Genomic DNA, 21692 nt, shown 5'->3' on the forward strand with positions numbered 1-21692 from the left:
TCAAGGGAGTGATGAGGGACGTGGCCCCTGGAGATGCCTTTGACGGACCAGCCTTTTCTCGATCCCGTCCTTTATCGCAACGGTATGGCGCGTTATGCCGGCCATGTTCAGGTGGTAACCACCGAGTTCAACGGGGTCAGGCGCGGCGTGACCGTGACTGCCGCCTGTTCGGTTTCGGACAATCCGCCAAGTGTGCTGGTGTGTCTGAACAGCAGCAATGCGAATAATGCAATCTTCGCCGAAAGCGGCAGATTTGCGCTGAATTCGCTGGCGGCTCACCATCAGGGATTGGCGACCGCCTTTGCCGGTTTGAGCGGAGTGCCGGCGGATGAGCGGTTTTCGCTGGGAAGCTGGAAGACCCTTTTTACGGGGGCGCCGGTTCTGTCAGATGCCATTGTCTCGTTCGATTGCCGGCTTACCGAGATCAAGCAGGCCTCTACGCACTTTGTTATGTTCGGTGAGGTGAAAGCAATCCATTTCGGCCCGGAGGCATCCTCGCTCATCTATCTGGACCGCGGCTTTCGAACACTTTAGAACGCTGTTTGAAGGGGTACAGTCATGCCGGACAGAACTTCAGGCACATTGCCCGCCTCGATCGATGAAACAATCGCGCTTCTTGCCGCCGGTGACTATCTTGCCGGCAGGTCTCTTGCGACGGTGATCTTCCTGGCGCTCAAGATGAAGCGCCCGCTCTTTCTCGAAGGCGAGGCTGGCGTCGGCAAGACCGAGATCGCCAAAACCCTTGCAACAGCTCTCGGCAGGCCGTTGATCCGCTTGCAGTGTTACGAAGGCCTGGACATTTCCTCGGCAGTCTACGAATGGAACTATCCCGCGCAGATGCTGGATATCCGGTTGTCGGAGGTGACAGGCATCCAGAGCCGGGAGCGATTGGAGGCCGATCTCTTCTCGGAACGTCATCTCATTCGTCGCCCGGTGCTGCAGGCCCTTGGTCGACCCGGCCAACCGGCCCCGGTATTCCTGATCGACGAACTTGACCGCACCGACGAGGCCTTCGAAGCCTTCCTTCTGGAAGTGCTGTCCGATTTCCAGGTGACGATCCCCGAGCTTGGCACGATCAAGGCCTCCGAGCCCCCCATTGTCATCATCACGACCAATCGGACCCGCGAAATTCATGACGCGCTGAAACGCCGCTGTCTTTATCACTGGGTCGATTACCCGGACGCGGCGCAGGAACTCGAGATCATCCGCCGCAAGGTTCCGCAATGCGCCGAGACCTTGTCGCGCCAGGTGGTTGCCTATGTCCAGAAACTCAGAACGCTCGATCTCTTCAAGAACCCAGGCGTGGCGGAGACCATCGACTGGGCGACGGCGTTGACGGAACTTGACCGGATCGCGCTCGACCCGGAGACGATTGCCGATACGCTGGGCACTCTCCTGAAATATCAGGACGATATCGCACGGATCAAGGGTGGCGAAGGTGAACGGGTTCTTGCCGAGGTGAAGGCGGAACTGCAGGCGGCGGTGTAGGTCATGATGACGAGCGCAAGTCAGGACGGCATCGTCGTTCCACCCGTACCGGTGGGGGATGGGCGGCTTGCCGAAAATCTCGTCTATTTTTCCCGGGTGCTCCGTCGAGCCGGTCTGAAGACCGGCCCAGCCGCGGCTGCCGACGCGATCGTTGCGGTAGACGCAATCGGCATTGGCTCGCGTGAAGAGTTTCACGCCGCGCTCTCGGCTGTTTTTGTCAAGCGCCATGAGGACCAGGCGGTCTTTGACGAAGCATTTCGGATATTCTGGCGCTCGCGCGACCTCGTGGGCAAGATGATTGCGATGATGTCGCCCAGAGTGCCTGACCATCATGAGCGAGAAAAGCAGAAGGCGGGCGCGACGCGAGTCGGTGATGCACTGACCGGCGATCAGCCGAAAGACACAACGCGCAAGGCACCTCCAGAGATCGAGATCGACTCGCGCTTCACCACCTCCGGCAGCGAAATCCTGAAGCGCATGGATTTTGCCCAGATGACGGCGACCGAACTGGCGCTGGCCCGCCGCGAACTCACCAGGCTGGTGCTGCCGCTCGACGAGGTCAAGACGCGGCGCTTCCGCTCATCAAACCGGCAGCCCACCATCGATCCGCGCGCCAGCATGCGCCAGGCGATGCGGAGTGGGGGCGATCTCATCCTTCCGCGCTTTCGACAACGCAAGAAAGCACCGCCGCCTCTTGTGGTGCTGGCCGACATATCCGGCTCGATGAGCCAATATACGCGCATCTTTCTGCATTTCCTGCATGCGCTTACCGAAAGGCGGGCGCGGGTTCAGACCTTCCTGTTCGGTACGCGGCTCACCAATGTAACCCGGCAAATGCGTCGCCGCGATCCGGACGAGGCGCTTGCGGGGTGTACAGATGCCGTGCGCGACTGGTCCGGTGGCACGCGGATCGGCGCGACGCTTTCCGAATTCAACCGCCTCTGGTCGCGCCGGGTGCTTGGCCAGGGGGCTGTCGTGCTGCTGATCACCGATGGGCTTGAGCGAGAGGGCGTGAAGGAACTGGAAAAGGAAATGGATCGCCTGCACCGTTCCTGCCGGCGGCTGATCTGGCTCAATCCGCTGTTGCGGTTCGAGGGTTTCGAGGCAAGGGCGCAGGGTGTTCGTGCGATGTTGCCGCATGTGGACGAATTCCGGGCCGTCCACAATCTGCAGTCGATTGCCGATCTTGCCGTCGCATTATCGGATGACCGCACGAAATCGGCGGATCCGCGCCGCTATATACATTCACGGAGGGTCGCATGACTGCATCTGAAATTCTCGATCCATTGCTGACCGCGCAGACCTGGAGAGAAAGCGGCCGCGACGTTGCCATCGCCACCGTGGTCGAGACATGGGGTTCGGCGCCGCGCCCGTCGGGCAGCCATCTGGTCATCGACGGCGAAGGCAATTTCGAAGGCTCGGTCTCCGGCGGTTGCGTTGAAGGCGCCGTCATTACCGAAGCGCTCGACGTCATCACGTCAGGCGTCCCGAAGATGCTCGAGTTCGGGGTAGCGGACGAGACCGCCTGGCGCGTCGGGCTCTCCTGCGGAGGCAAGATCAAGGTTTATGTGGAAAGGCTTGCCTGATGGAGCTTCAAACGCTCGCAAGGCTTAACGCTGCTCGGCAGGCCCGTAAGGCTGCCGTCGTCGCAACCGATCTTTCCGGCAGCGGGGTGCGGTTGATCCTGGAAGGCGAACCCGTTCCAGGTCCGCTCGGTGAGGAGGTCGCCAAGGCGTTCCGAAGCGGCAAAGCGACGACAGTGGAGATGGACGGGCGAGCGCTTTTCCTTAATGTCCATCTGCCGCCGCCGCGTATCGTAGTGATCGGAGCCGTGCATATCAGCCAGGCGCTGGCCCGCTTGGCCCCGGTAGCCGGCTACGATCTGACGATCATCGACCCGCGTACCGCGTTTGCGACGGAGGAACGTTTCGGTGGCGTCGAACTGGTCGCCGATTGGCCGGAGGACGTGCTGAAGGAGCAGCCGCTCGACGCCTATACCGCTCTGGCGGCGGTTACGCACGATCCGAAGATCGATGACTTTCCCCTGTCGGAGGCGCTCAGGGCCGGCTGTTTCTATGTAGGAGCGCTCGGGAGCCGCAAGACGCATGCGAAACGCGTGGAGCGGCTGAAGGAAATGGGGCGGACGGACGAAGAGATCGCCCGAATTGCCGCTCCGATCGGGTTGGATATCGGTGCGGCAAGCCCGGCGGAAATCGCCCTTGCCACTCTCGCTCAGATCGTCCAGGCCTTCCGCCGCCGCAATCTTGTCACTGATGGGTGATCGGGAATGAAGTACGGAACCTTCAACCTCGATGAAGCGGAAGGCGTGGTGCTGGCGCACAGCATCCGACTGCCTTCAGGCCGCATCTCAAAGGGACGGATTCTGTCCAAAGAGGATATAGCCAAGCTATCTCAGGAAGGCGTAGCGTCCGTGGTGGCCGTGCGGCTCGATCCGGGTGACATGCTTGAAGATCAGGCAGCCGCCGCCATCGCCAATGCCATCGTTCCCGACAATCTGCGTTTCTCCGACGCCACCACGGGACGGGTGAACATCTATGCCAAAGCGGATGGTCTCTTCGTCGCCGACAAGACCGTGGTCGACGCACTGAACCGGATCGATCCGGCGATGACGCTCGCCTGTCTGGCCGACCATGTCACGGTCCGCGAAGGCGATATGGTGGCGACCGTCAAGATCATTCCTCTGGCGGTCAGCGGCGACAGGGTCGGGGAGGCCGTTGCCCTGCTGTCTGGAGCCCCCCCTTTTCAAGTGAAGGTTTTCCATCCCCGCGCGGTGACATTGGTCGCGACAGAACTTCCGTCGCTGAAGACGTCGGTCATGGATCGGACGGCCAAACTTCTGGAACAGCGCCTTGCAACATCCGGCAGCCGCCTGACGAGCGAAATCCGTATCCCACACTCAGCGGAGCGGCTGACCGAGGTTCTTCGGGAGATCAAGGCCCAAGAGACGAGCGAGCCGGCTATGATTGTCGTTTTCGGCGCTTCCGCCGTGGCAGACAAAGACGACGTGATACCTGCCGCGATCCGCCGGGCCGGCGGAGAAGTGCATCACGTCGGAATGCCGGTCGATCCCGGCAATCTGCTCGTGCTCGGCCGGATCGGGGATGTGCCTGTGCTTGGCGCCCCCGGCTGCGCACGTTCTCCAAAAGAGAACGGTTTCGATTGGGTGTTGAGCCGCTTGATGGCGGGCGAGGCCGTGACGTCGTTCGATATCACCGGCATGGGAGTGGGCGGACTGCTGATGGAAATCGCCAGTCGCCCCAACCCCCGCGATTCTGTCGTGAAAAAGACGGCGGATCTGTCGGTGGGTGCGCTGCTACTGGCGGCAGGCCAGGCACGGCGCATGGGGAATGCCGGTCTTCACAAGCTGCTGGCGGAGTTCGATGGTATACCTCTGGTACGGCGCACGGCGACGATGTTGCAGAGTTCGCAGGCGTCTCCCGTCGTCGTCGTCACGGGCCATCGTCGCAAGGACGTGGAAACGGCGCTGGCCGGTCTGAACATCTCGGCCTGTTTCAATCCAGATTACGCATCCGGTATTGCAAGCTCCCTGGTCGCCGGTTTCTCGAGCCCGGAACTTGCATCGAAGGACGGTATCTTGGTGATGCTGGCTGACATGCCGGGCGTGACTACTGAGCATGTGGGCATGCTGATCGCTGCGTTTCGCGAGTCCGGCGGCGACGTGGTGATCCGGTCGGTGTCCGGCGGGAAGCGAGGAAATCCGGTTATACTGCCGAGAGCGGTCTACGCTGCAGTTCTGGAGCTTCAAGGTGATGTGGGTGCGCGCGCCATCATTGAGAACTCGGGCTTGCCCATCATCGATATCGACATCGGCCCTGCGGCGCATCTCGATGTGGATACGCCGGAAGAGGTGGCGGCAGCGGGCGGTATTCTCAGGGGGTAAGGATGGACAATGCCGGCATCGAGGAGATGTTTGAGGGGCTTGGCCCCGTATCGATCCGCCGTATGTTCGGCGGCAAGGGTATCTATCATCAGGGACTGATCATTGCGATCGATCTGCGCAACGAGATCATGCTGAAGGCGGACGAGGTTAGCGGTCCCGAGTTCGCCGCAGCCGGTGCGCGGCAGTGGGTATACGAAAACAAGAAAGGTACTGCCGTACCTATGCCTTATTGGTCGATACCCGAAGAGGCATTCGACGATCCCGATGAAATGAAAAAATGGGTGCGGCTCGCATTCGAAGCCGCATTGCGGGCAAAATCTACATCTTGAGGCAGGTCCGCTTTTAGCCATGGGCGTTTCGGTCCCCGGGCTTGTCTCTATTACTTTTGCGCCGTTTCGAGGTGCGAGAATGCCCTGGCAGAGAAGGCTGAAAGCGGCTGTGGGGGATCCTTCGGATCGAACCAGCCTATTTCAGACAGTTTGTCCGGTTCGGTCAGAGTCGGTTCGCCGGAAAAATCCCGTGTGACATAGATCAGCGAGACCCAATGCTGCCGGTCCGCCTCGATAATCTCTTCAGCCATGCAGAGAAACTCGACACTGCCGATTTTGAGGCCCGTTTCTTCTTCCGCCTCGCGGCGCGCTGCCTCGGAGGACGGCTCCATCGGATCGACTTTGCCGCCGACGATGTTCCAGAAACCGGCTTCCGGTGCCTTCATGCGCCGGCAGAGCAAGACTCTTCCGTCGTCGCGCAGGATAACGAGACCTGCACCGACGCCAGGAAAATCAATACCAGGTCTTGCCACCGAAGTTTAAGCCTTGGTGCCGTTCGCCACGATCAGCATGAATGCGGGGATATCGTCGCCGAAGCCGATCGGCGTCGGGCCATCATCGTGGTCCCGGTGGTAACGCTGGCGGCGCTCGCGATTGTCATCGTTTGCGGGTGCCGGGCTTGGCCGCATATTGCGGTTGCCGCCATTGTTCTGCGGCTTCCTGTCTGCCTTGCGTTCCGGTTTCACGTTTTCTACCCTAGCTTCCACAAGTGCCCCTTCGGCTGCTTCAATCGAATTATCCTGGATCTTCGTGTCAGCCTTGTGACTCGAATCGCCGCGCCCCGAATCGCTTCTTCGGCCGCGGCCGCGCTCCTTATCACGATCGCGACCTTTGCGGCCACGATCATTCTCATGGCTTTCCATGGGAGCGGGCAGGGCAGTCAGATCGCCGCTCAGCCACTCGATCTTTTCACCGATCAGTTTCTCGATCGCATCCAGATATTTGGTGTCCGACCGGGTGACGATCGTAAAGGCTCGGCCCGATCGTCCGGCACGACCGGTGCGTCCGATGCGATGGACATAGTCTTCCGCATGAATCGGCACATCGAAATTGAAGACATGGCTGACGTCCGGAATATCCAGACCACGTGCGGCGACGTCCGAGGCGACGAGCAGCGTGATATTGTTGTCCTTGAAATTTGCCAGCATGGTCGTCCGTGAGCGCTGATCCATGTCGCCATGCAGCGCGCCTACGGAGAAGCCGTGCCGCTCAAGGGAACGGAAGAGATCGGCGACGTCCTTCTTGCGATTGCAGAAGATGATCGCGTTCTTCAGGTCGTCCTGCGCCTTGACGAGATCGCGCAGTACGGCGCGTTTCTCGTAATCCTTGTTATGCGACGCGACGAGCCGCTGCGTCACTGTCTTTGCGGTCGTGGACGGCTTGGCCACCTCGATGCGCTCAGGATTTTGCAGGAAGCGATCGGCAAGCTTCTGGATCTCCGGCGGCATCGTCGCGGAGAAGAACAATGTCTGCCGGGTGAAGGGGATCATCTTGGCGATGCGCTCGATATCCGGGATGAAGCCCATGTCGAGCATACGGTCGGCTTCGTCGATCACGAGAATCTCGACGCCGGTCATTAGAAGCTTTCCGCGTTCGCAATGGTCGAGAAGCCGGCCCGGCGTGCAGATGAGGACGTCGGCGCCGCGCTCAAGCTTTCGGTCCTGATCCTCGAAGGAGACGCCACCGATCAGCAGTGCGACATTGAGCTTATGATTCTTGCCGTATTTGTCGAAGTTTTCTGCGACCTGCGCTGCTAGTTCACGGGTCGGCTCCAGGATCAGCGTGCGCGGCATCCGGGCACGGGCACGGCCCTTTTCCAAAAGCGTCAGCATCGGCAGAACGAATGAGGCAGTCTTTCCCGTTCCGGTTTGCGCTATACCGCAAATGTCACGGCGCTGCAGGGCGTGCGGGATTGCCCCGGCCTGGATCGGCGTAGGGATGGTGTAACCCGCGTCGGTGACAGCGGAGAGGACTTTCTGGCTCAGGCCAAGATCAGCGAATGTGGTCAAAGGGAATTACGTTTCCGTTCCGGTTCTGTACGAACTCTGTGCTAGTCGGCGCAATACAGCCGACAACTGGTCCGCGACATAGGACCAAAAACGCTGAAAGTCAAGGAAAACAGGGAATTCCGCTGGGGGATTGGTGAATGAACATCCTAAATGGAGAAGCCGGCTATCGTTCGCAAGCAAAGAAATTGTCTTTTGCCAATTATCGGTTCAGTTGAGGTAGGTCGTGAGCTTCAGTCCGGCGTTCAGGAAATGAATGGGATCGACGGCATTACCGCCTCGGCGAACCTCGTAGTGCACGTGCGGCCCCGTTGAGCGCCCGGTGGATCCGGCTCGTCCAACGACGTCGCCGGTGACAACCGTGTCGCCCTCCTTGACCAGGACTTTTGACAAATGGCCGTAGCGTGTCGTCGTGCCTTGGCCGTGGTCAATCTCGACCATGTTGCCGTAGCCGCCAGAAGGGCCAGCCGTGACGACCCTGCCGGAACCTGTCGCCTTCACCTCCTGACCGGTTTCGGCCTCGAAGTCGATTCCGGCATGCAGTGCCAATTTTCCGAGGAAAGGATCAATGCGATTTCCGAAGCGGCTGGTTATCGCATGGCCGGGGGCTGGATTGCCGAATGGCAGGTCGCGTGCCGTTTCACGCACGCTTTCCAGGCGGCTGAGAGCTGCATCGAGCTCGTCGAGCGAGGCGTCGAATGTGCCAATGTCTACCTGAGGCTCCACATAGGGGCCGCCGACGCCGTCGGCAGGGCCGGCTTTCGACGCGGAGGCGACCTCCACACCGGTCCGTCTGAGGATGGCGGTGATCGCATCAGCGGTATGCGATGCGCCGGTCGTCAGGTCGGCGATCTTGACGAGTTGTTCCTTCTCGAGGTCTTTCAGCGAAAGCGTCACCCTGGAAAAGACGCGATCGGCTCGATCGGAGATGTTTTCGCGCAGTGATGTGTAGCCAAGGGCACTGGATGTGTCGAGTGGTGTAGCAGCGGTCTTTCCGGAGAGCAGTTTGTCGATGGCCTGCAAGCCACCGCCGCCGTTCATAGACGCCTGACGTTCCTTCAGGGGCGACTGCAAGGTGGCCGGAGTAGAAGGCTCCTGTGCCGTCAGCCCCGATTCCTCCGCACGATTCAGCAAGGATCCGAGCTTTCCGTGGCGCGAAAACAATGCGCTCTGCTGTTCCAGCAGCTTCTCAACCTTCTGTTCTACGACCTGCTGATCTAGCAACTGCCGGGAGGTTATTCGGTCCAACTGAGCCCGCAGGGCTGCGATCCGATCCTCGTAGCCGTGCTGCATGCGGGCTTGCCGAGCCATCGTCGCACCGATCAGGTCGTCCCGGATCACGAGATAAGAGGTCGCTGCGAGATAGCCGATCGCAAAAACGGCGAGAAAGCAGAAGGTCAATGCGGCCATCCAAGGCCGAATGATCATATGGCGGACTTTCTCGCCACTGGCGAAAATGAGGACGTGCTGAGGCGCCCGTTTCCCAAATACCCGGCTTTCGGTTCCCTTCGCCACGTGAATCCCCCAGAGATACGACTCGTTTTCGCCGTCGTCCCGTTGATGGGGATTACACATGCTTATGGTTAACGAATAATTGCCTCAGGCGTTACTGCTTGAGCTCAATGAGCGATAGAAGGAGGGCGTCAGGCCCGCTTCTGCCCGCGCGACGTCATTGAACGGGGCTTTGAGGGACCCGCGGAAATTGGCGCGTACCAGTTGCTGAAATGTTGCCGCGGGATCTTTGCGCTCGCGAGCGCAGAGAAAGCGGAACCATTTTGCTCCGACGGCGACGTGCCCCTTTTCGTCGTTGTAGATCACGTCCAGAATCGCCGCCGTCTCGAGATCGCCGCTTTCACGCATCTTCGCCTGCAGCGATGGCGTTACGTCAAGGCCGCGGGCCTCAAGGATCAGCGGCACGACGGCAAGCCGAGCGGTGAGGTCATTGCGCGTAGAATGGGCTGCTTGCCACAGCCCGTCGTGGGCCGGCATATCGCCGTACTCGGCGCCAAGATCGTTCAATCGTGCCCGTACCATCCGGAAATGCTTGGCTTCCTCGAAGGCAACCTGCATCCAGCCGTCGAAGAAGGAATTCGGAACAGGTTCGGTGGCGAAACGCGCAACGATGTCGAGTGCAAGATCAACGGCATTGAGCTCGATATGGGCGATGGCGTGCAGGGTCGCAATACGGCCGTTGACGGTGTGCAGCGAGCGCTTTCCGACAGCTTTCGGCGGCACCAGTTCAGGCTTTTCCGGACGACCGGGACGTTCGGCAAGAGGAGGGTCGAGTGGAGAGCGCAGGGACAGCCGCCGTTCAAACCACCGGGTTGCCGTTTCCTGCGCAAGCCGTGTCTTGATGTCGAGATCGGCCGAAAGAATGGCCGTTGTGGCGCCGCCTCTCAAAGAAGTGATGGAGAATTCTCCCGGCATCTGACCGTCCTGTTATTGCGTCCTGAGGCTTTCAAGAACGTTCTCGGCATGGCCGGCGACTTTAACCTTGGGCCAGATCTTCGCGATCCGTCCGTCCGCGCCGATTAGGAAGGTCGTGCGTTCGACCCCCATATAGGTGCGGCCATACATGCTCTTTTCCTTCCAAACGCCATAAAGATTGGCAACAGCCGTATCTTCGTCCGAACCGAGAATGATCGACAGGGCGTGCTTCTTGGCGAATTTGTCGTGTTTCCTGATGCTGTCCGGCGAGATGCCGATGATGGCAGCCCCTGCTTTTTCAAATTCCGGCAGAAGCGAGGTAAAGGAGATCGCCTCCTTGGTGCAGGCCTCGGTGTCGTCTTTGGGATAGAAATATACGACGACCGGTTTTCCCAAAAACGCTTTCAAAGACACCGTTTCGCCACCGTCGCGCGGCAGTTCGAAGTTCGGGGCAATGTCGCCAACAGCCAATTCTGGCATGGTTTTCCTTTCTTTTGCCGGTATCTTGAATCATATTCGCCGCAATCGGTATATAGTGGCCGGCGAGGCGTCCAGCCACACACGCGAATATGGAAAGACAGATCTCAACCTGATGGCGGAAATTCGCGGAGAAAGGGTCGACTTCAACCGCAAGGACATCGTTCCACTGCACGAACTTCCCTCGGCCCGGGCTGAAGATCCGATTATCTTGAATTGTCCGCCTTTGCCAACGCGGATGAAGAGATTCAGCAAGGTTGTTGCACTGTTCGTGGTGCTGGTCATACTTGCAGTGGGCAGCGCCATTTTCGCAATCGAAGGAGGCGTCGCCGACAGCACGCTTTCGGCACGCGCCCAGGCCGCGCTCAACGATGCGATAGGTCCGCGGTATGCCGCGACCGTCGGTTCTACGGCCATCCGCTTTGACTCCGGCCTTCGCCTTGCCCTGGAAGCGCGCAATGTCGACATCGTCGAGCAGGCAACCGGCGAACATCTGAGCCGTGCCGGCGCCATGCGTATGGCAATCGATCCTCTCGCTCTCTTAAGCGGGCGCATATCGATCAAGCATATGGAGGCAGAAGATATCCGCCTCGATACCGCGCAATTGCCATCGGGAGACCCCCTGCCGCTGTCGGAAGTCCGGGTCGACGGCATGCCGGCGCTCCTCGAGCAGGCTTTCCAGCGTTTTGACGAAGCGCGGGGCCTCATGGAGCGAACAGGGACCGGTTCGATCGATATATCCGGAATCGAGATCCTTCTTCCTGCGGCGCCGGGGCGCAAGCCGATCGCACTTGTCGTGGACGATCTGAAACTGGCCCGCAGCCTCGATGGTGAGGTTGAGGTCACTGGCGCGATAAGCCTCAATGGCCGTCGCGCTACGCTGACGGCCGCGTCGAAGACGATTGAAGGTGTCACCACATCCTTATCGGCGAGGTTGGCTGGACTGGAGGTGACACCTTTTCTGCTCCAGCGAACCGAAGACGGCGCTCCTCGTGAAGGCATCGAAGGGTCGCTTGATCTGGATCTCGCCGCGGTCCGGGCGCGCGAGATGACACAGCCGCGCATCACGGCGATGTTGCGTCAATCTCCCGGGCATTTCTATTTCGATGGGCTTCAACAGTTATTTACAGGCGCAACGATCAATGTTGCCTACGATTTTTCGAAGAACTCGATCGAGCTTCTGAGATCGGAGGCGCGTTTCGGGCCGACCATCCTTCCGTTTACCGGCGCCGTGATTGACCTCAACAGGCTCAATCCGGACGACAAGCGTGTCGGTTTCGGCCTCGATCTTTTGATCAGCGGCGGGACCGCCGTCGGAGCCACGGAAAGTGAAGAGCCCACGCGCTTCGATCTTAAGGCAAACGGGCGTTACCTCTCCGCAGACCGCGAACTGCAATTCGATGAGATGGCGGTCTCCAGCCCCATGGGACGGATGGCGGGGGCTCTCAAGGTCCGTTTTGGAGAACAGTCGCCGGAAATCAGTTTCGGGGCTCAATTGCCGCAGATGCAAGTCACGGCGATAAAACAGCTTTGGCCGTTCTGGATGGCGCGAAGGCCGCGTGAATGGGTGATGGACAATATGTTCGGCGGCACGGTGACGAATGGTTCGATCGCCGTCTTCATTCCGGCTGGCCGGATGAAAGGGCCGGGCGTTCCCATGGATCTCAACCAGAACGAATTGCAGATCAATTTTGACCTTGCCGATGCCCGTATCAACCTGCCAGGCGACATCCCTCCGCTCCGCGATATCGACGGTCGCTTCGATCTCAAAGGAGAGGCGTTGGCAGTGGATATCGCACGTGCCATGTCCTTTTTCCCGTCGGGCCGCTCTGTCGTCGTGGATGGTGGCCGCTTTTCCATTCCCTCCACCTACGCAAAACCGTTGATGGCGGACCTTTTCCTGAAGCTCGCGGGACCAGCCGACGCGGTGACGGAACTTGCAAATTTTCGGCCAATCAGCGCACTCAAGGGGACAGAGTTCAAACCGGAGGACTTCTCCGGGAACGCACGGGTGGACCTGAGGGCGCGCATGGGCCTTATCAAGGCCCACAACCCGCCCGAACCGACCTGGAACGCCCACGCGGAGCTTGACGACGTCAGCCTCGCGCCGGAGTTCTCCGGGCGTAAGATCGGCGCTCTCAACGGAACTCTGGATGTCGACACGCAGGTCGCTCGGCTTGTCGCAAAAGGCACGATCGACGATGTACCGGCCGATATCACGCTCGCCGAACCGATCGATTCGGCCTCGCGCGCCAAGCGCGAGCGGATCATCAAGACCGTCCTCAACAACGAGCAGCGTCGGAAGCTGGCGCCCGGCCTGTCGGAAATTGTCGACGGATCGATATCTGCACAGTGGACCTGGGTCGACGAAACGCGCCAGACCGTGGCGCTGGATCTTGCCCGGGCGACGCTTTCCGTTCCGTGGCTCGGTTGGACGAAAGGCAGCGGGATACCGGCCAAGGCGCAATTCGAACTCTCTGAGGCGGGCGAACATACAGACATCCGGAATTTCGAACTCTCCGGAGAAGGATTCGGTGCTCGCGGCAACCTGTCTCTCAACCGAGACAGTCTGACAGCGGCTGAGTTTTCTCATGTGCAACTTTCGCCAGCAGACAATTATGCGGTTGCGGTGAAACGCGGGAAGGACAGCTTCGACATATCGATCACAGGATCAACCGTAGACGTCCGTCCGGTCATTACGCGGCTCAAGGCTGACAAAGTGAGTGGAAGCGGCGGTGGCCGCGGTCGCGACGACCAGGATAACGCTACGGTCCGCGCCAAGCTTGAGCACCTGATCGGATTTAACGACCAGGTTTTGTCGAATGTGTCGATGCTGTTCTCGAGCCGAAACGGGAGTATCTCGAAGGCCGATTTTTCCGGTATCACGGAAAGCGGGCAAGCGGTCGTCAGCGAAATGAGCCGCGGCGATACAATTTCCCTTACCAGCGGCGATGCCGGTGCCGTTATTCGCTTCATGAACCTTTACAACAACCTGCGAGGCGGGCTCCTGAATCTTCGGCTGAGAGCGGAGGGCGAAGCCTGGGCAGGCTCGCTGGACTTGAGAAGCTTCTCCCTCGTCAACGAGACGAAACTCCAGTCGCTTGTGTCTACGCCCGACCCAGAAGGCCGCAGCCTGAATTCCGCGACCAAGCGCAACATCGACGTGACTTCGGCGAAATTCCAGCGGGGTTTCGCAAGCCTGCTTTACCGCAACGGCGCGCTTGCGGTGGAAAATGGCGTGGTGCGCGGCGAGCAGATCGGCGCGACGTTCCAGGGGCTGGTGCGCGACAGCAAGGGCAATATGGATATGACCGGCACCTTCATGCCGGCCTACGGGCTGAACCGTCTGTTCGGAGAATTGCCGATCATCGGCGCCATCCTTGGCAACGGACGTGATCGCGGCCTGCTCGGCATCACCTTTAAGCTCGAAGGGCCTTTCGACAAACCGCGGCTGACGGTCAATCCGCTGTCGCTGATTGCACCCGGTATCTTCCGACAGATCTTTGAATTCCAATAAAAAGGGCCGCAACTGCGGCCCTCGGGGAAGTCTCTCGTGCCTCCGATCACATCGGACGGACAAGGATATGCTTCTTCTTGCCGAGCGACAGTTTGATGACGCCATCGGCGGTCACCTCACCGGTGCCGATCATCTTGCGTTCGTCGCTCACGCTTTGGTCGTTGATGCGAACCGCACCACCCTGGACGTGACGACGCGCTTCGCCGTTCGACCCGGCCAATCCCGCACGAACGATCAGGGTCAACAGTCCTATACCGGCATCAAGCTCGGCAGCCGGCATCTCGACAGAGGGCAGATTTTCGGAAAGTGCGCCCTCTTCGAAGGTCTTGCGCGCCGTCTCTGCTGCCTCCTCGGCTGCGGCACGGCCGTGCAGGATCGCCGTAACCTCCGTGGCAAGGATCTTCTTGGCTTCGTTGATCTCCGATCCGCCTAGCTGCGAAAGCTTGGCGATCTCATCCATGGGCAACGTGGTGAACAGCTTTGCGAAGCGGACAACGTCCGCGTCCTCGGTATTGCGCCAGTACTGCCAGAAGTCATAGACGGGCAGAAGATCCTTGTTCAGCCAGACCGCGCCGGACGCCGACTTGCCCATCTTGGCGCCGGAAGAGGTGGTCAGCAGCGGCGAGGTCAGCGCATACAACTGAGGCGTCCCCATGCGGTGACCGAGGTCGATACCGTTGACGATGTTACCCCATTGATCCGAGCCGCCCATCTGCAGCCGGCAGCCGTAGCGTTTCGCCAGTTCGACAAAATCGTAAGCCTGCAGGATCATGTAGTTGAATTCGAGGAAGGACAGGGACTGCTCGCGGTCGAGACGTGTCTTGACGCTGTCAAACGACAGCATTCGGTTGACCGAGAAATGCCGGCCGACGTCGCGCAGGAATTCTAGGTAGTTCAAAGGACGCAGCCAGTCGGCGTTGTTGATCATCAGAGCCGGATTGAGCTCGCGATCGTAGTCGAGGTAATTAGCGAAGACGTGCTTGAGCGAGGCGATGTTGTCCTCGATCATCTCAACCGTCATCAGCTTGCGGGCTTCCTCCTTGAAGGAAGGGTCACCGACCATGCCGGTGCCGCCGCCCATCAGCGAGATCGGTTGGTGCCCGGTGGCTTGCAGCCAGTGGAGCAGCATGATCTGGGTGAGATGGCCCACGTGCAGGCTCGAAGCTGTGGGATCATAGCCGATATATGCCGTCACGGTTTCCTTTGAAAACAGCTCATCGAGGCCTGTATCGTCGGAGACCTGATGGATGAAACCGCGCTCGTCGAGCGTGCGTAGGAAATCGGACTTGAACCTGGACATGATCTATCTCTGGCAGGATGGTGTTTTGGATATGTGCCGGGCGTCTAGCACTGTTTTTCCCGCTGATCACTTTAAAAGTGACGCCGAGGATGTTCAAATTCCGTAATGACGCATCCGCAGAGACAGATTCGGCTCTCGATGGGGTTGATCTAGAACATGGTGCGGATCTCTTGCTTCTGCATAGCTAAACATTAACGTTTTTTTGTTTTTGAGGCTTTACTATCTTCTGACACGCTAAACGGGTGGGTGCGGGGTGCTGCAGTGATTGGTTGATGAACGGTCCGGCCTTTCTCCTGGCGGTGAATTTTGTCATCGCCATCTGCTTTTCCCTGGTCTTCGTCGTGGTTTCGACGCGAAGCCGCTCACGAACTGCTGCGCTATGGTTTGCGGCAGGTTTTGCAGTCGCATCGCTGTCATCGCTGTGCGAACTACTTGTTGCCTATACCGAGCTGACAAGATTCTGGGCCTTCGGTGCCTTCGCAGCTGTGCTGGGCGGCCTGCTTCTTCTTCTGATCGGGGTGGGAGAGCTTTATGGCCGCAAGATCAAATTCGCCTATGCCTGCGTTTTTTTGGCCGCAAGCACTGTTTTGGACATGTGGATATACGATTTGCCGCGCGGCACCGTAGCCCATGCTTTTTCTTACCAGGCGCCCTTCGCGATCGTGGTACTGACAGGGGCGGCATCTGTTTTCCTGTCCACCCGCAGACTGATAATCGACAGAGCCCTAGGGGCGTTGCTGTTGGTGACCGGTCTGCATTTTTTTGCCAAGGCGGGTTTGGCAGTACTTTCCGGGGCGGGAACGACCGCCAAGGACTATATCCACACCAACTACGCCCTGATCTCGCAGAGTTCGACAGCCGTTCTCGTCGTGGCGGTCGGATTGACCCTGCTTTCGGTCCTGGTGCTGGAGATCATGGCCGACGAACGCAGCAATTCAGAGAGGGACGCGCTCTCCGGGCTGCCCAATCGACGCGGCTTCGAAAACGGCGTGAAGGCTGCCATGGCGCATGCGGCGAATGCCCGGCATGCAGTCATCATATGCGATCTGGATTATTTCAAGAACATCAACGACACCTATGGGCATCATGGCGGCGATCTGGTGATCCGAGCGTTTGGCGATCTCCTGCAACTGATGGCTCCGAAAAGTGCGGTGCTCGGACGCATCGGCGGCGAAGAGTTTGCTGTCTTCATGCCGAACACGACAGCGGAAATGGCCCTGTTGCTAGCCAATGCTCTCAGGAGCGGAACGATGGGTATTCAGATCGGCGCACTCTCGCCTTCCTTCAGTGTCACCGCAAGTTTCGGGGTGGCCGAAGTCGAGCAAGGCCAGGAATTTGTCGATGCCATGCGCAACGCGGATGACGCTCTTTACGAGGCAAAACGCTCCGGCCGCAATTGCGTCCGGCAGGCCACACCGTCCGCGCTTCCAAGATCTGCACCCATCAAGATCGTGAAATAGCAAGAGGCCGCCGAAGCGGCGGCCCAAAGCTTTTGATAAAATCAGCGGATTCGCTTGGCAGCAGGTTCCGGGACAAGTTCGCCATTGAGGCGACGGTCGAGATAGTCCTCGCATTCCGACATCAAGTCTTCGACGCGGCCGTTAAAGAAGTGGTTGGCGCCTTCGACGGTGCGATGGGTGATCAGGATGCCTTTTTGCGTCTTCAGCTTTTCTACGAGGCCATTGACGTCCTTTTCCGGCGCTACCTTGTCGGCATCGCCGTTGATGATCAGGCCCGAGGAGGGGCAGGGGGCGAGGAAGGAGAAGTCGTAGATATTGGGTTGCGGAGCGATCGACATGAACCCTTCGATCTCCGGACGGCGCATCAGAAGCTGCATGCCGATCCAGGCGCCGAATGAATAACCCGCTACCCAACAGCTCTTCGAGTCCGGGTGGAGGCTCTGTACCCAGTCCAATGCAGAAGCGGCATCCGAGAGTTCTCCCGCGCCGTGATCGAACTCGCCCTGACTGCGTCCGATGCTGCGGAAATTGAACCGGAGCGTCGTGAACCCGCGCTTCTGGAACATGTAGAAGAGCTGGTAGACAATCTGGTTGTTCATCGTTCCGCCGAACTGCGGATGAGGATGGAGAATAAGCGCAATGGGAGCGCTCTTTTCCTTGGAAGGCTGATAGCGGCCCTCCAGGCGGCCAGCGGGGCCGTTGAAAATGACTTCGGGCATCGGTACTCCGGTCAACGTGCTAAGGTTCTACGTTCTAAGGTTCTAAATCGGTCATCACGTCGAGTTTGACTTGACGAAGCCGCTCAGCTTTTCTAAAACCAACTTTAGAACCATTCGAAACTTTGGGCATCTTTGAAGTGACGCCCGATGCGATGTCTCATAAGGCAAGGCTCAAGGAAATTTCAAGGAAAATGCGGGGGCGCCCTGTCTGCCGCCCCTTACCCAACTCCTATTTAGAAGCGGAAACCAAAAGGCCAATGGCGCTGAACCGTATATATCTTGACTGGAACGCGACCGCGCCTTTGAGCGCGCAAGCTCGTGCCGCCATGATGGATACGCTTCGGTTGCCGGGCAATCCGTCATCTGTGCATGGCGAAGGAAGAGCCGCGCGTGCTGCGATGGACAAGGCGCGCCGGCAGGTGGCCGCGCTGGTGGGGGGTGAGCCCGCGCATGTGATTTTCACGAGCGGTGCTACGGAAGCGGCCAATCACGTATTGACCTCGGACTTCCTGATGGGTCGCGCTCCCCTGATAGTTAGCCATCTCTATGTTTCGGCTATCGAGCATCCGGCAATCCGCGAGGGCGGGCGCTTCGAGCCCGGCAGGCTCTCGGAGGTTCCGGTAACACGTGATGGCGTCATGGATCTGCCGGCCCTTGAGGAAATCCTTGGCCTCCACGATCGAAGCTCAGGCCTCCCGATGGTCGCTCTCATGCTGGTCAACAACGAAACCGGCATCGTGCAGCCGGTCGCGGAAGTCGCTCGTCTGGTGCATGCCCACGGCGGGCTGATGGTCGTCGATGCCGTGCAGGCAGTCGGTCGTATCCCAGTTGACATCAATGCGCTGGACGCCGATTTTCTGATCCTGTCCTCGCACAAGATCGGTGGGCCGAAGGGCGCGGGTGCGCTGGTGTCGCGTGGCGAGGCTCTGATGCCGAAGCCGCTGATCCGGGGCGGCGGTCAGGAGAAAGGTCATCGCTCGGGGACCGAGAATTTTCACGCGATCGTGGGGTTCGGCGCCGCTGCGGAGGCCGGGCTGGACGATCTCGGGCAGCGCAGCTCCGCCATAACCACCCTGCGAGACCAGCTTGAGCAAGGCATGCGTCAGGCCGCCCCGGATGTCATCATTCACGGCGCCGAAGTTGGCCGCGTCTGCAATACGTCCTTTTTCACCCTGCCAGGGTTGAAGTCGGAGACAGGGCAAATCGCCTTCGATCTGGAAGGTATCGCACTGTCGGCAGGCTCGGCCTGCTCTTCCGGAAAAGTTGGCGAGAGCCACGTTCTCACGGCCATGGGGCACGACCCGAAGCTCGGAGCTCTACGAATTTCGCTGGGCGCGGATACAACGAGCGATGATATTGCACGCGCACTCGCTGCTTTCGCGAAGATCGCTGCTCGGCGAAAACCGGCGGGAGAGGCCGCTTGAGCCGATCGGTAAATTTGCGGAAGCGCAAATTTCCACTTGCCAAAAGGTGTGAAAACAGCCTTCTGGCGCTTACATAGGGTGGCAGCTGCCGCCCGTGACGATGACAAGAATTGTCGGAATTTGAACCGGCAAGATTTGGAGAATGAATATGCCTGCTGTCCAGGAAACAGTCGAACAGGTCCGCCGGATCGACATCGACCAGTACAAATACGGCTTCGAGACCGTCATCGAAGTGGACAAGGCGCCGAAGGGGCTTTCGGAAGATATCATTCGCTTCATTTCGGCCAAGAAGCAGGAGCCGGAATGGATGCTGGAATGGCGCCTGGAGGCCTACCGTCGCTGGTTGACGATGGAAGAGCCGACATGGGCGCGCGTCACCTACCCGAAGATCGACTTCAACGACATCTATTATTACGCGGCACCCAAGAACGTGACTGGCCCGACCTCCCTCGAAGAGGTGGATCCGGAGCTTCTGAAGACCTACGAGAAGCTCGGTATTCCCCTTAGGGAGCAGGAGATCCTCGCGGGCGTCCAGAAAACCCGGGTTGCCGTCGATGCCGTCTTCGATTCGGTTTCGGTCGTCACAACTTTTAAAAAGGAACTTCAGCAGGCCGGCGTGATCTTCATGTCGATTTCTGAAGCCATCCGCGAGCATCCAGAACTTATCAAGAAGTATCTCGGCTCCGTCGTTCCGGCGTCGGATAACTTCTACGCAACGCTGAATTCGGCGGTCTTCACTGATGGATCTTTCGTCTTCGTGCCGAAGGGCGTCCGTTGCCCGATGGAGCTCTCCACCTACTTCCGTATCAACGAGAAGAACACTGGCCAGTTCGAGCGCACGCTGATCATCGCGGAAGAAGGCGCCTACGTTTCCTATCTCGAAGGGTGCACGGCACCCCAGCGCGATGAAAACCAATTGCATGCGGCCGTGGTCGAACTGGTTGCGCTCGATGACGCCGAAATCAAATATTCGACGGTACAGAACTGGTTTCCGGGCGACGCCCAGGGCAAGGGCGGGATCTACAATTTCGTCACCAAACGTGGCGATTGCCGCGGAGCGCGTTCCAAGATTTCCTGGACGCAGGTTGAAACCGGCTCGGCGATCACCTGGAAATACCCGAGCTGCATTCTGCGAGGCGACGACAGCCGCGGCGAATTCTATTCGATCGCGGTATCGAACGGCCACCAGCAGATCGATAGCGGCACCAAGATGATCCATCTCGGCAAGAACACGTCGAGCCGCATCATCTCGAAGGGCATTTCCGCTGGTAAATCCAACAATACTTACCGCGGCCAGGTGTCGATCCATCGCAAGGCCGAGAACGCGCGGAACTTCACCAACTGCGATTCGTTGCTGATCGGCGACAAGTGCGGCGCGCACACGGTTCCGTATATCGACGTCAAGAACGCTTCGGCAAAGATCGAGCACGAAGCGACCACGTCGAAGATTTCAGACGATCAGAAGTTTTATGTCATGCAGCGCGGCATTCCGGAAGAAGAGGCGATTGCGCTCATCGTCAATGGATTCGTCAAGGAAGTGATCCAGGAACTGCCGATGGAGTTCGCCGTCGAAGCGCAGAAGCTGATCGGGATTTCTCTGGAAGGAAGTGTTGGCTAACACGTGACGGCAAGAGGGTCGCGGGCATGTTTGATCCCCTCAATCTGGTCTACTACGCCCTGATCTGCGGATTTCTCGCGGCCTTTGCGCCGAACTTCGGAGGGCGTGCAGCCCGGGCCGGGTGGGGCCTTGCGGTGGGCGCAATCGCGGTCTTCCTTCTGCCGTGGGTCCGTAGCGCTCTCGGCTTTTGAATTTTGGCCAAATTTCTGGCCTCACTGAGACAAAGAACGAATGGAAAAATATCATGCTTGAGATCAAGAACCTGCATGCCCGTATTGCCGAGGACGGCACCGAAATCATTCGCGGCTTGAACCTGACGGTCAAGGCGGGCGAGATCGCGGCCATCATGGGGCCGAACGGCTCTGGCAAATCGACCCTTTCCTATATTCTCTCCGGCCGCGAGGACTACGAAGTCACCGAAGGTGACATCCTCTATAACGGCGAGAGCATCCTTGAGCTCGACCCGGCCGAGCGTGCCTCCAGGGGGATCTTCCTCGCGTTCCAGTATCCGGTGGAAATCCCCGGTGTTGCCACCATGCAGTTCCTCAAGGTCGCCATGAACGAGCAGCGCAAAGCGCGCGGCGAAGCGGAACTGACGACGCCGGATTTCATCCGCCGCGTCAAGGAGGCTGCAGAGAAGCTGAAGATCGACCAGGCCATGCTGCGCCGCCCGCTGAATGTCGGTTTCTCCGGCGGTGAAAAGAAGCGCGCGGAAATCCTGCAGATGGCGCTGCTGGAGCCGCAGCTTTGCGTGCTGGACGAAACGGATTCCGGCCTCGATATCGATGCGTTGAAGATCGTCGCCGATGGAGTCAATGCGCTGAAATCGCCGGACCGAGCGGTCATCGTTATCACCCATTATCAGCGCCTGCTCGATTATATCGTGCCGGACAGCGTGCATGTCCTCTACAAGGGCCAGATCATCCGCTCCGGCGATAAGTCGCTGGCGCTGGAACTGGAAGAGAACGGTTATGCCGATATCATCGGAGAAGCGGCTTAAGCGCC

Annotated in this window: 20 protein-coding genes; 13 read left to right on the top strand and 7 right to left on the bottom strand. The window is 59.2% G+C overall.

Annotation, left to right across the window (positions count from 1 at the left end; all coding sequences use genetic code 11):
* Positions 1-33 precede the first annotated feature (33 nt).
* The 7 genes from EDE09_RS22550 to EDE09_RS22580 are packed head-to-tail and all read left to right on the top strand — an operon-like array spanning position 34 to position 5739.
* Positions 34-534, top strand: a complete 501-nt coding sequence (locus EDE09_RS22550) for a flavin reductase (protein ID WP_112803205.1) — start codon at positions 34-36, stop codon at positions 532-534.
* Positions 535-558: 24 nt separating this feature from the next.
* Positions 559-1488: a MoxR family ATPase gene (locus EDE09_RS22555; protein ID WP_112803207.1), complete on the top strand. Its 930-nt coding sequence runs from the start codon at positions 559-561 to the stop codon at positions 1486-1488.
* 3 nt (positions 1489-1491) lie between these two features.
* A complete protein-coding gene (locus EDE09_RS22560; protein ID WP_112803208.1) occupies positions 1492-2751 on the top strand; it encodes a VWA domain-containing protein in 1260 nt (419 codons plus the stop codon).
* Entirely contained in the window at positions 2748-3074 is a 327-nt protein-coding gene (locus EDE09_RS22565; RefSeq protein WP_112803210.1) for an XdhC family protein, read from the top strand. Before EDE09_RS22560 ends, EDE09_RS22565 begins: the two co-directional genes overlap by 4 nt.
* A complete protein-coding gene (locus EDE09_RS22570; protein ID WP_112803212.1) occupies positions 3074-3769 on the top strand; it encodes an XdhC family protein in 696 nt (231 codons plus the stop codon). The genes EDE09_RS22565 and EDE09_RS22570 overlap by 1 nt, the downstream gene beginning before the upstream one ends.
* A 6-nt stretch (positions 3770-3775) precedes the next feature.
* Positions 3776-5410, top strand: coding sequence for a molybdopterin-binding/glycosyltransferase family 2 protein (locus EDE09_RS22575; protein WP_132412997.1), 1635 nt, complete (start codon positions 3776-3778; stop codon positions 5408-5410).
* Between the two features lie 2 nt (positions 5411-5412).
* On the top strand, positions 5413-5739 hold the full coding sequence (locus tag EDE09_RS22580) for a TfoX/Sxy family protein (RefSeq protein ID WP_112803217.1): 327 nt from the start codon (positions 5413-5415) through the stop codon (positions 5737-5739).
* A gap of 50 nt (positions 5740-5789) precedes the next feature.
* Here the strand turns inward: EDE09_RS22580 and EDE09_RS22585 are convergent, their stop codons facing one another.
* The 5 genes from EDE09_RS22585 to bcp all read right to left on the bottom strand — a co-directional run bounded on the left by EDE09_RS22585 (position 5790) and on the right by bcp (position 10652).
* A complete protein-coding gene (locus EDE09_RS22585) occupies positions 5790-6212 on the bottom strand; it encodes an NUDIX domain-containing protein (RefSeq protein ID WP_112803219.1) in 423 nt (140 codons plus the stop codon).
* A gap of 6 nt (positions 6213-6218) precedes the next feature.
* Positions 6219-7748, bottom strand: coding sequence for a DEAD/DEAH box helicase (locus tag EDE09_RS22590; protein ID WP_112803221.1), 1530 nt, complete (start codon positions 7746-7748; stop codon positions 6219-6221).
* Between the two features lie 207 nt (positions 7749-7955).
* Entirely contained in the window at positions 7956-9260 is a 1305-nt protein-coding gene (locus EDE09_RS22595) for a M23 family metallopeptidase (RefSeq protein WP_112803223.1), read from the bottom strand.
* A gap of 84 nt (positions 9261-9344) precedes the next feature.
* Positions 9345-10172 carry a ferritin-like domain-containing protein gene (locus tag EDE09_RS22600; RefSeq protein ID WP_112803225.1) on the bottom strand — a complete coding sequence of 276 codons (828 nt, stop codon included), beginning with the start codon at positions 10170-10172 and terminating at the stop codon, positions 9345-9347.
* Between the two features lie 12 nt (positions 10173-10184).
* Positions 10185-10652 carry a thioredoxin-dependent thiol peroxidase gene (gene bcp / locus EDE09_RS22605; protein ID WP_105369984.1) on the bottom strand — a complete coding sequence of 156 codons (468 nt, stop codon included), beginning with the start codon at positions 10650-10652 and terminating at the stop codon, positions 10185-10187.
* 112 nt (positions 10653-10764) lie between these two features.
* Here bcp and EDE09_RS22610 point away from each other — a divergent pair, with 112 nt between their 5' ends.
* A complete protein-coding gene (locus EDE09_RS22610; RefSeq protein ID WP_132412999.1) occupies positions 10765-14166 on the top strand; it encodes an AsmA-like C-terminal region-containing protein in 3402 nt (1133 codons plus the stop codon).
* Positions 14167-14212: 46 nt separating this feature from the next.
* Here EDE09_RS22610 and tyrS read toward each other — a convergent pair whose 3' ends face one another.
* Positions 14213-15466 carry a tyrosine--tRNA ligase gene (gene tyrS, locus EDE09_RS22615; RefSeq protein ID WP_112803227.1) on the bottom strand — a complete coding sequence of 418 codons (1254 nt, stop codon included), beginning with the start codon at positions 15464-15466 and terminating at the stop codon, positions 14213-14215.
* Between the two features lie 272 nt (positions 15467-15738).
* Between tyrS and EDE09_RS22620 the strand changes: the two genes are divergently transcribed.
* Positions 15739-16926 carry a diguanylate cyclase gene (locus EDE09_RS22620; RefSeq protein WP_112803229.1) on the top strand — a complete coding sequence of 396 codons (1188 nt, stop codon included), beginning with the start codon at positions 15739-15741 and terminating at the stop codon, positions 16924-16926.
* Between the two features lie 41 nt (positions 16927-16967).
* On the opposite strand, the gene EDE09_RS22625 is transcribed toward EDE09_RS22620, so the two are convergent.
* Positions 16968-17645 (bottom strand): alpha/beta hydrolase, encoded by a 678-nt coding sequence (locus EDE09_RS22625; protein ID WP_105369981.1) that lies wholly within the window; start codon positions 17643-17645, stop codon positions 16968-16970.
* A 257-nt stretch (positions 17646-17902) separates the two neighbouring features.
* Here EDE09_RS22625 and EDE09_RS22630 point away from each other — a divergent pair, with 257 nt between their 5' ends.
* The 4 genes from EDE09_RS22630 to sufC all read left to right on the top strand — a co-directional run bounded on the left by EDE09_RS22630 (position 17903) and on the right by sufC (position 21687).
* The gene (locus EDE09_RS22630) at positions 17903-19069 is read left to right on the top strand and encodes a cysteine desulfurase family protein (RefSeq protein ID WP_112803231.1); all 1167 of its coding nucleotides are present in this window, start codon (positions 17903-17905) and stop codon (positions 19067-19069) included.
* A 148-nt stretch (positions 19070-19217) separates the two neighbouring features.
* Complete coding sequence (sufB, locus tag EDE09_RS22635; RefSeq protein WP_105369979.1) at positions 19218-20687, top strand: Fe-S cluster assembly protein SufB; 1470 nt, start codon at positions 19218-19220, stop codon at positions 20685-20687.
* A gap of 26 nt (positions 20688-20713) precedes the next feature.
* Positions 20714-20878: a hypothetical protein gene (locus tag EDE09_RS28335; protein WP_165924260.1), complete on the top strand. Its 165-nt coding sequence runs from the start codon at positions 20714-20716 to the stop codon at positions 20876-20878.
* A 53-nt stretch (positions 20879-20931) separates the two neighbouring features.
* Positions 20932-21687 carry a Fe-S cluster assembly ATPase SufC gene (gene sufC, locus EDE09_RS22640; protein ID WP_105369978.1) on the top strand — a complete coding sequence of 252 codons (756 nt, stop codon included), beginning with the start codon at positions 20932-20934 and terminating at the stop codon, positions 21685-21687.
* Positions 21688-21692 lie beyond the last annotated feature (5 nt).

This window comes from Neorhizobium sp. S3-V5DH (assembly GCF_004343065.1).
Lineage (GTDB): Bacteria > Pseudomonadota > Alphaproteobacteria > Rhizobiales > Rhizobiaceae > Neorhizobium > Neorhizobium huautlense.

Excerpts from the sequence above, each read along its gene's own strand:
- EDE09_RS22620 (WP_112803229.1), top strand. The coding sequence starts at position 15,739 with ATGAACGGTCCGGCCTTTCTCCTGGCGGTGAATTTTGTCATCGCCATC.
- bcp (WP_105369984.1), bottom strand. The coding sequence starts at position 10,652 with ATGCCAGAATTGGCTGTTGGCGACATTGCCCCGAACTTCGAACTGCCG.
- EDE09_RS22630 (WP_112803231.1), top strand. The coding sequence starts at position 17,903 with ATGGCGCTGAACCGTATATATCTTGACTGGAACGCGACCGCGCCTTTG.
- EDE09_RS22550 (WP_112803205.1), top strand. The coding sequence starts at position 34 with ATGCCTTTGACGGACCAGCCTTTTCTCGATCCCGTCCTTTATCGCAAC.
- EDE09_RS22555 (WP_112803207.1), top strand. The coding sequence starts at position 559 with ATGCCGGACAGAACTTCAGGCACATTGCCCGCCTCGATCGATGAAACA.
- EDE09_RS22610 (WP_132412999.1), top strand. The coding sequence starts at position 10,765 with ATGGCGGAAATTCGCGGAGAAAGGGTCGACTTCAACCGCAAGGACATC.
- EDE09_RS22570 (WP_112803212.1), top strand. The coding sequence starts at position 3,074 with ATGGAGCTTCAAACGCTCGCAAGGCTTAACGCTGCTCGGCAGGCCCGT.
- EDE09_RS22560 (WP_112803208.1), top strand. The coding sequence starts at position 1,492 with ATGATGACGAGCGCAAGTCAGGACGGCATCGTCGTTCCACCCGTACCG.
- EDE09_RS22600 (WP_112803225.1), bottom strand. The coding sequence starts at position 10,172 with ATGCCGGGAGAATTCTCCATCACTTCTTTGAGAGGCGGCGCCACAACG.
- sufB (WP_105369979.1), top strand. The coding sequence starts at position 19,218 with ATGCCTGCTGTCCAGGAAACAGTCGAACAGGTCCGCCGGATCGACATC.
- sufC (WP_105369978.1), top strand. The coding sequence starts at position 20,932 with ATGCTTGAGATCAAGAACCTGCATGCCCGTATTGCCGAGGACGGCACC.
- EDE09_RS22575 (WP_132412997.1), top strand. The coding sequence starts at position 3,776 with ATGAAGTACGGAACCTTCAACCTCGATGAAGCGGAAGGCGTGGTGCTG.
- EDE09_RS28335 (WP_165924260.1), top strand. The coding sequence starts at position 20,714 with ATGTTTGATCCCCTCAATCTGGTCTACTACGCCCTGATCTGCGGATTT.
- EDE09_RS22625 (WP_105369981.1), bottom strand. The coding sequence starts at position 17,645 with ATGCCCGAAGTCATTTTCAACGGCCCCGCTGGCCGCCTGGAGGGCCGC.
- EDE09_RS22565 (WP_112803210.1), top strand. The coding sequence starts at position 2,748 with ATGACTGCATCTGAAATTCTCGATCCATTGCTGACCGCGCAGACCTGG.
- tyrS (WP_112803227.1), bottom strand. The coding sequence starts at position 15,466 with ATGTCCAGGTTCAAGTCCGATTTCCTACGCACGCTCGACGAGCGCGGT.
- EDE09_RS22580 (WP_112803217.1), top strand. The coding sequence starts at position 5,413 with ATGGACAATGCCGGCATCGAGGAGATGTTTGAGGGGCTTGGCCCCGTA.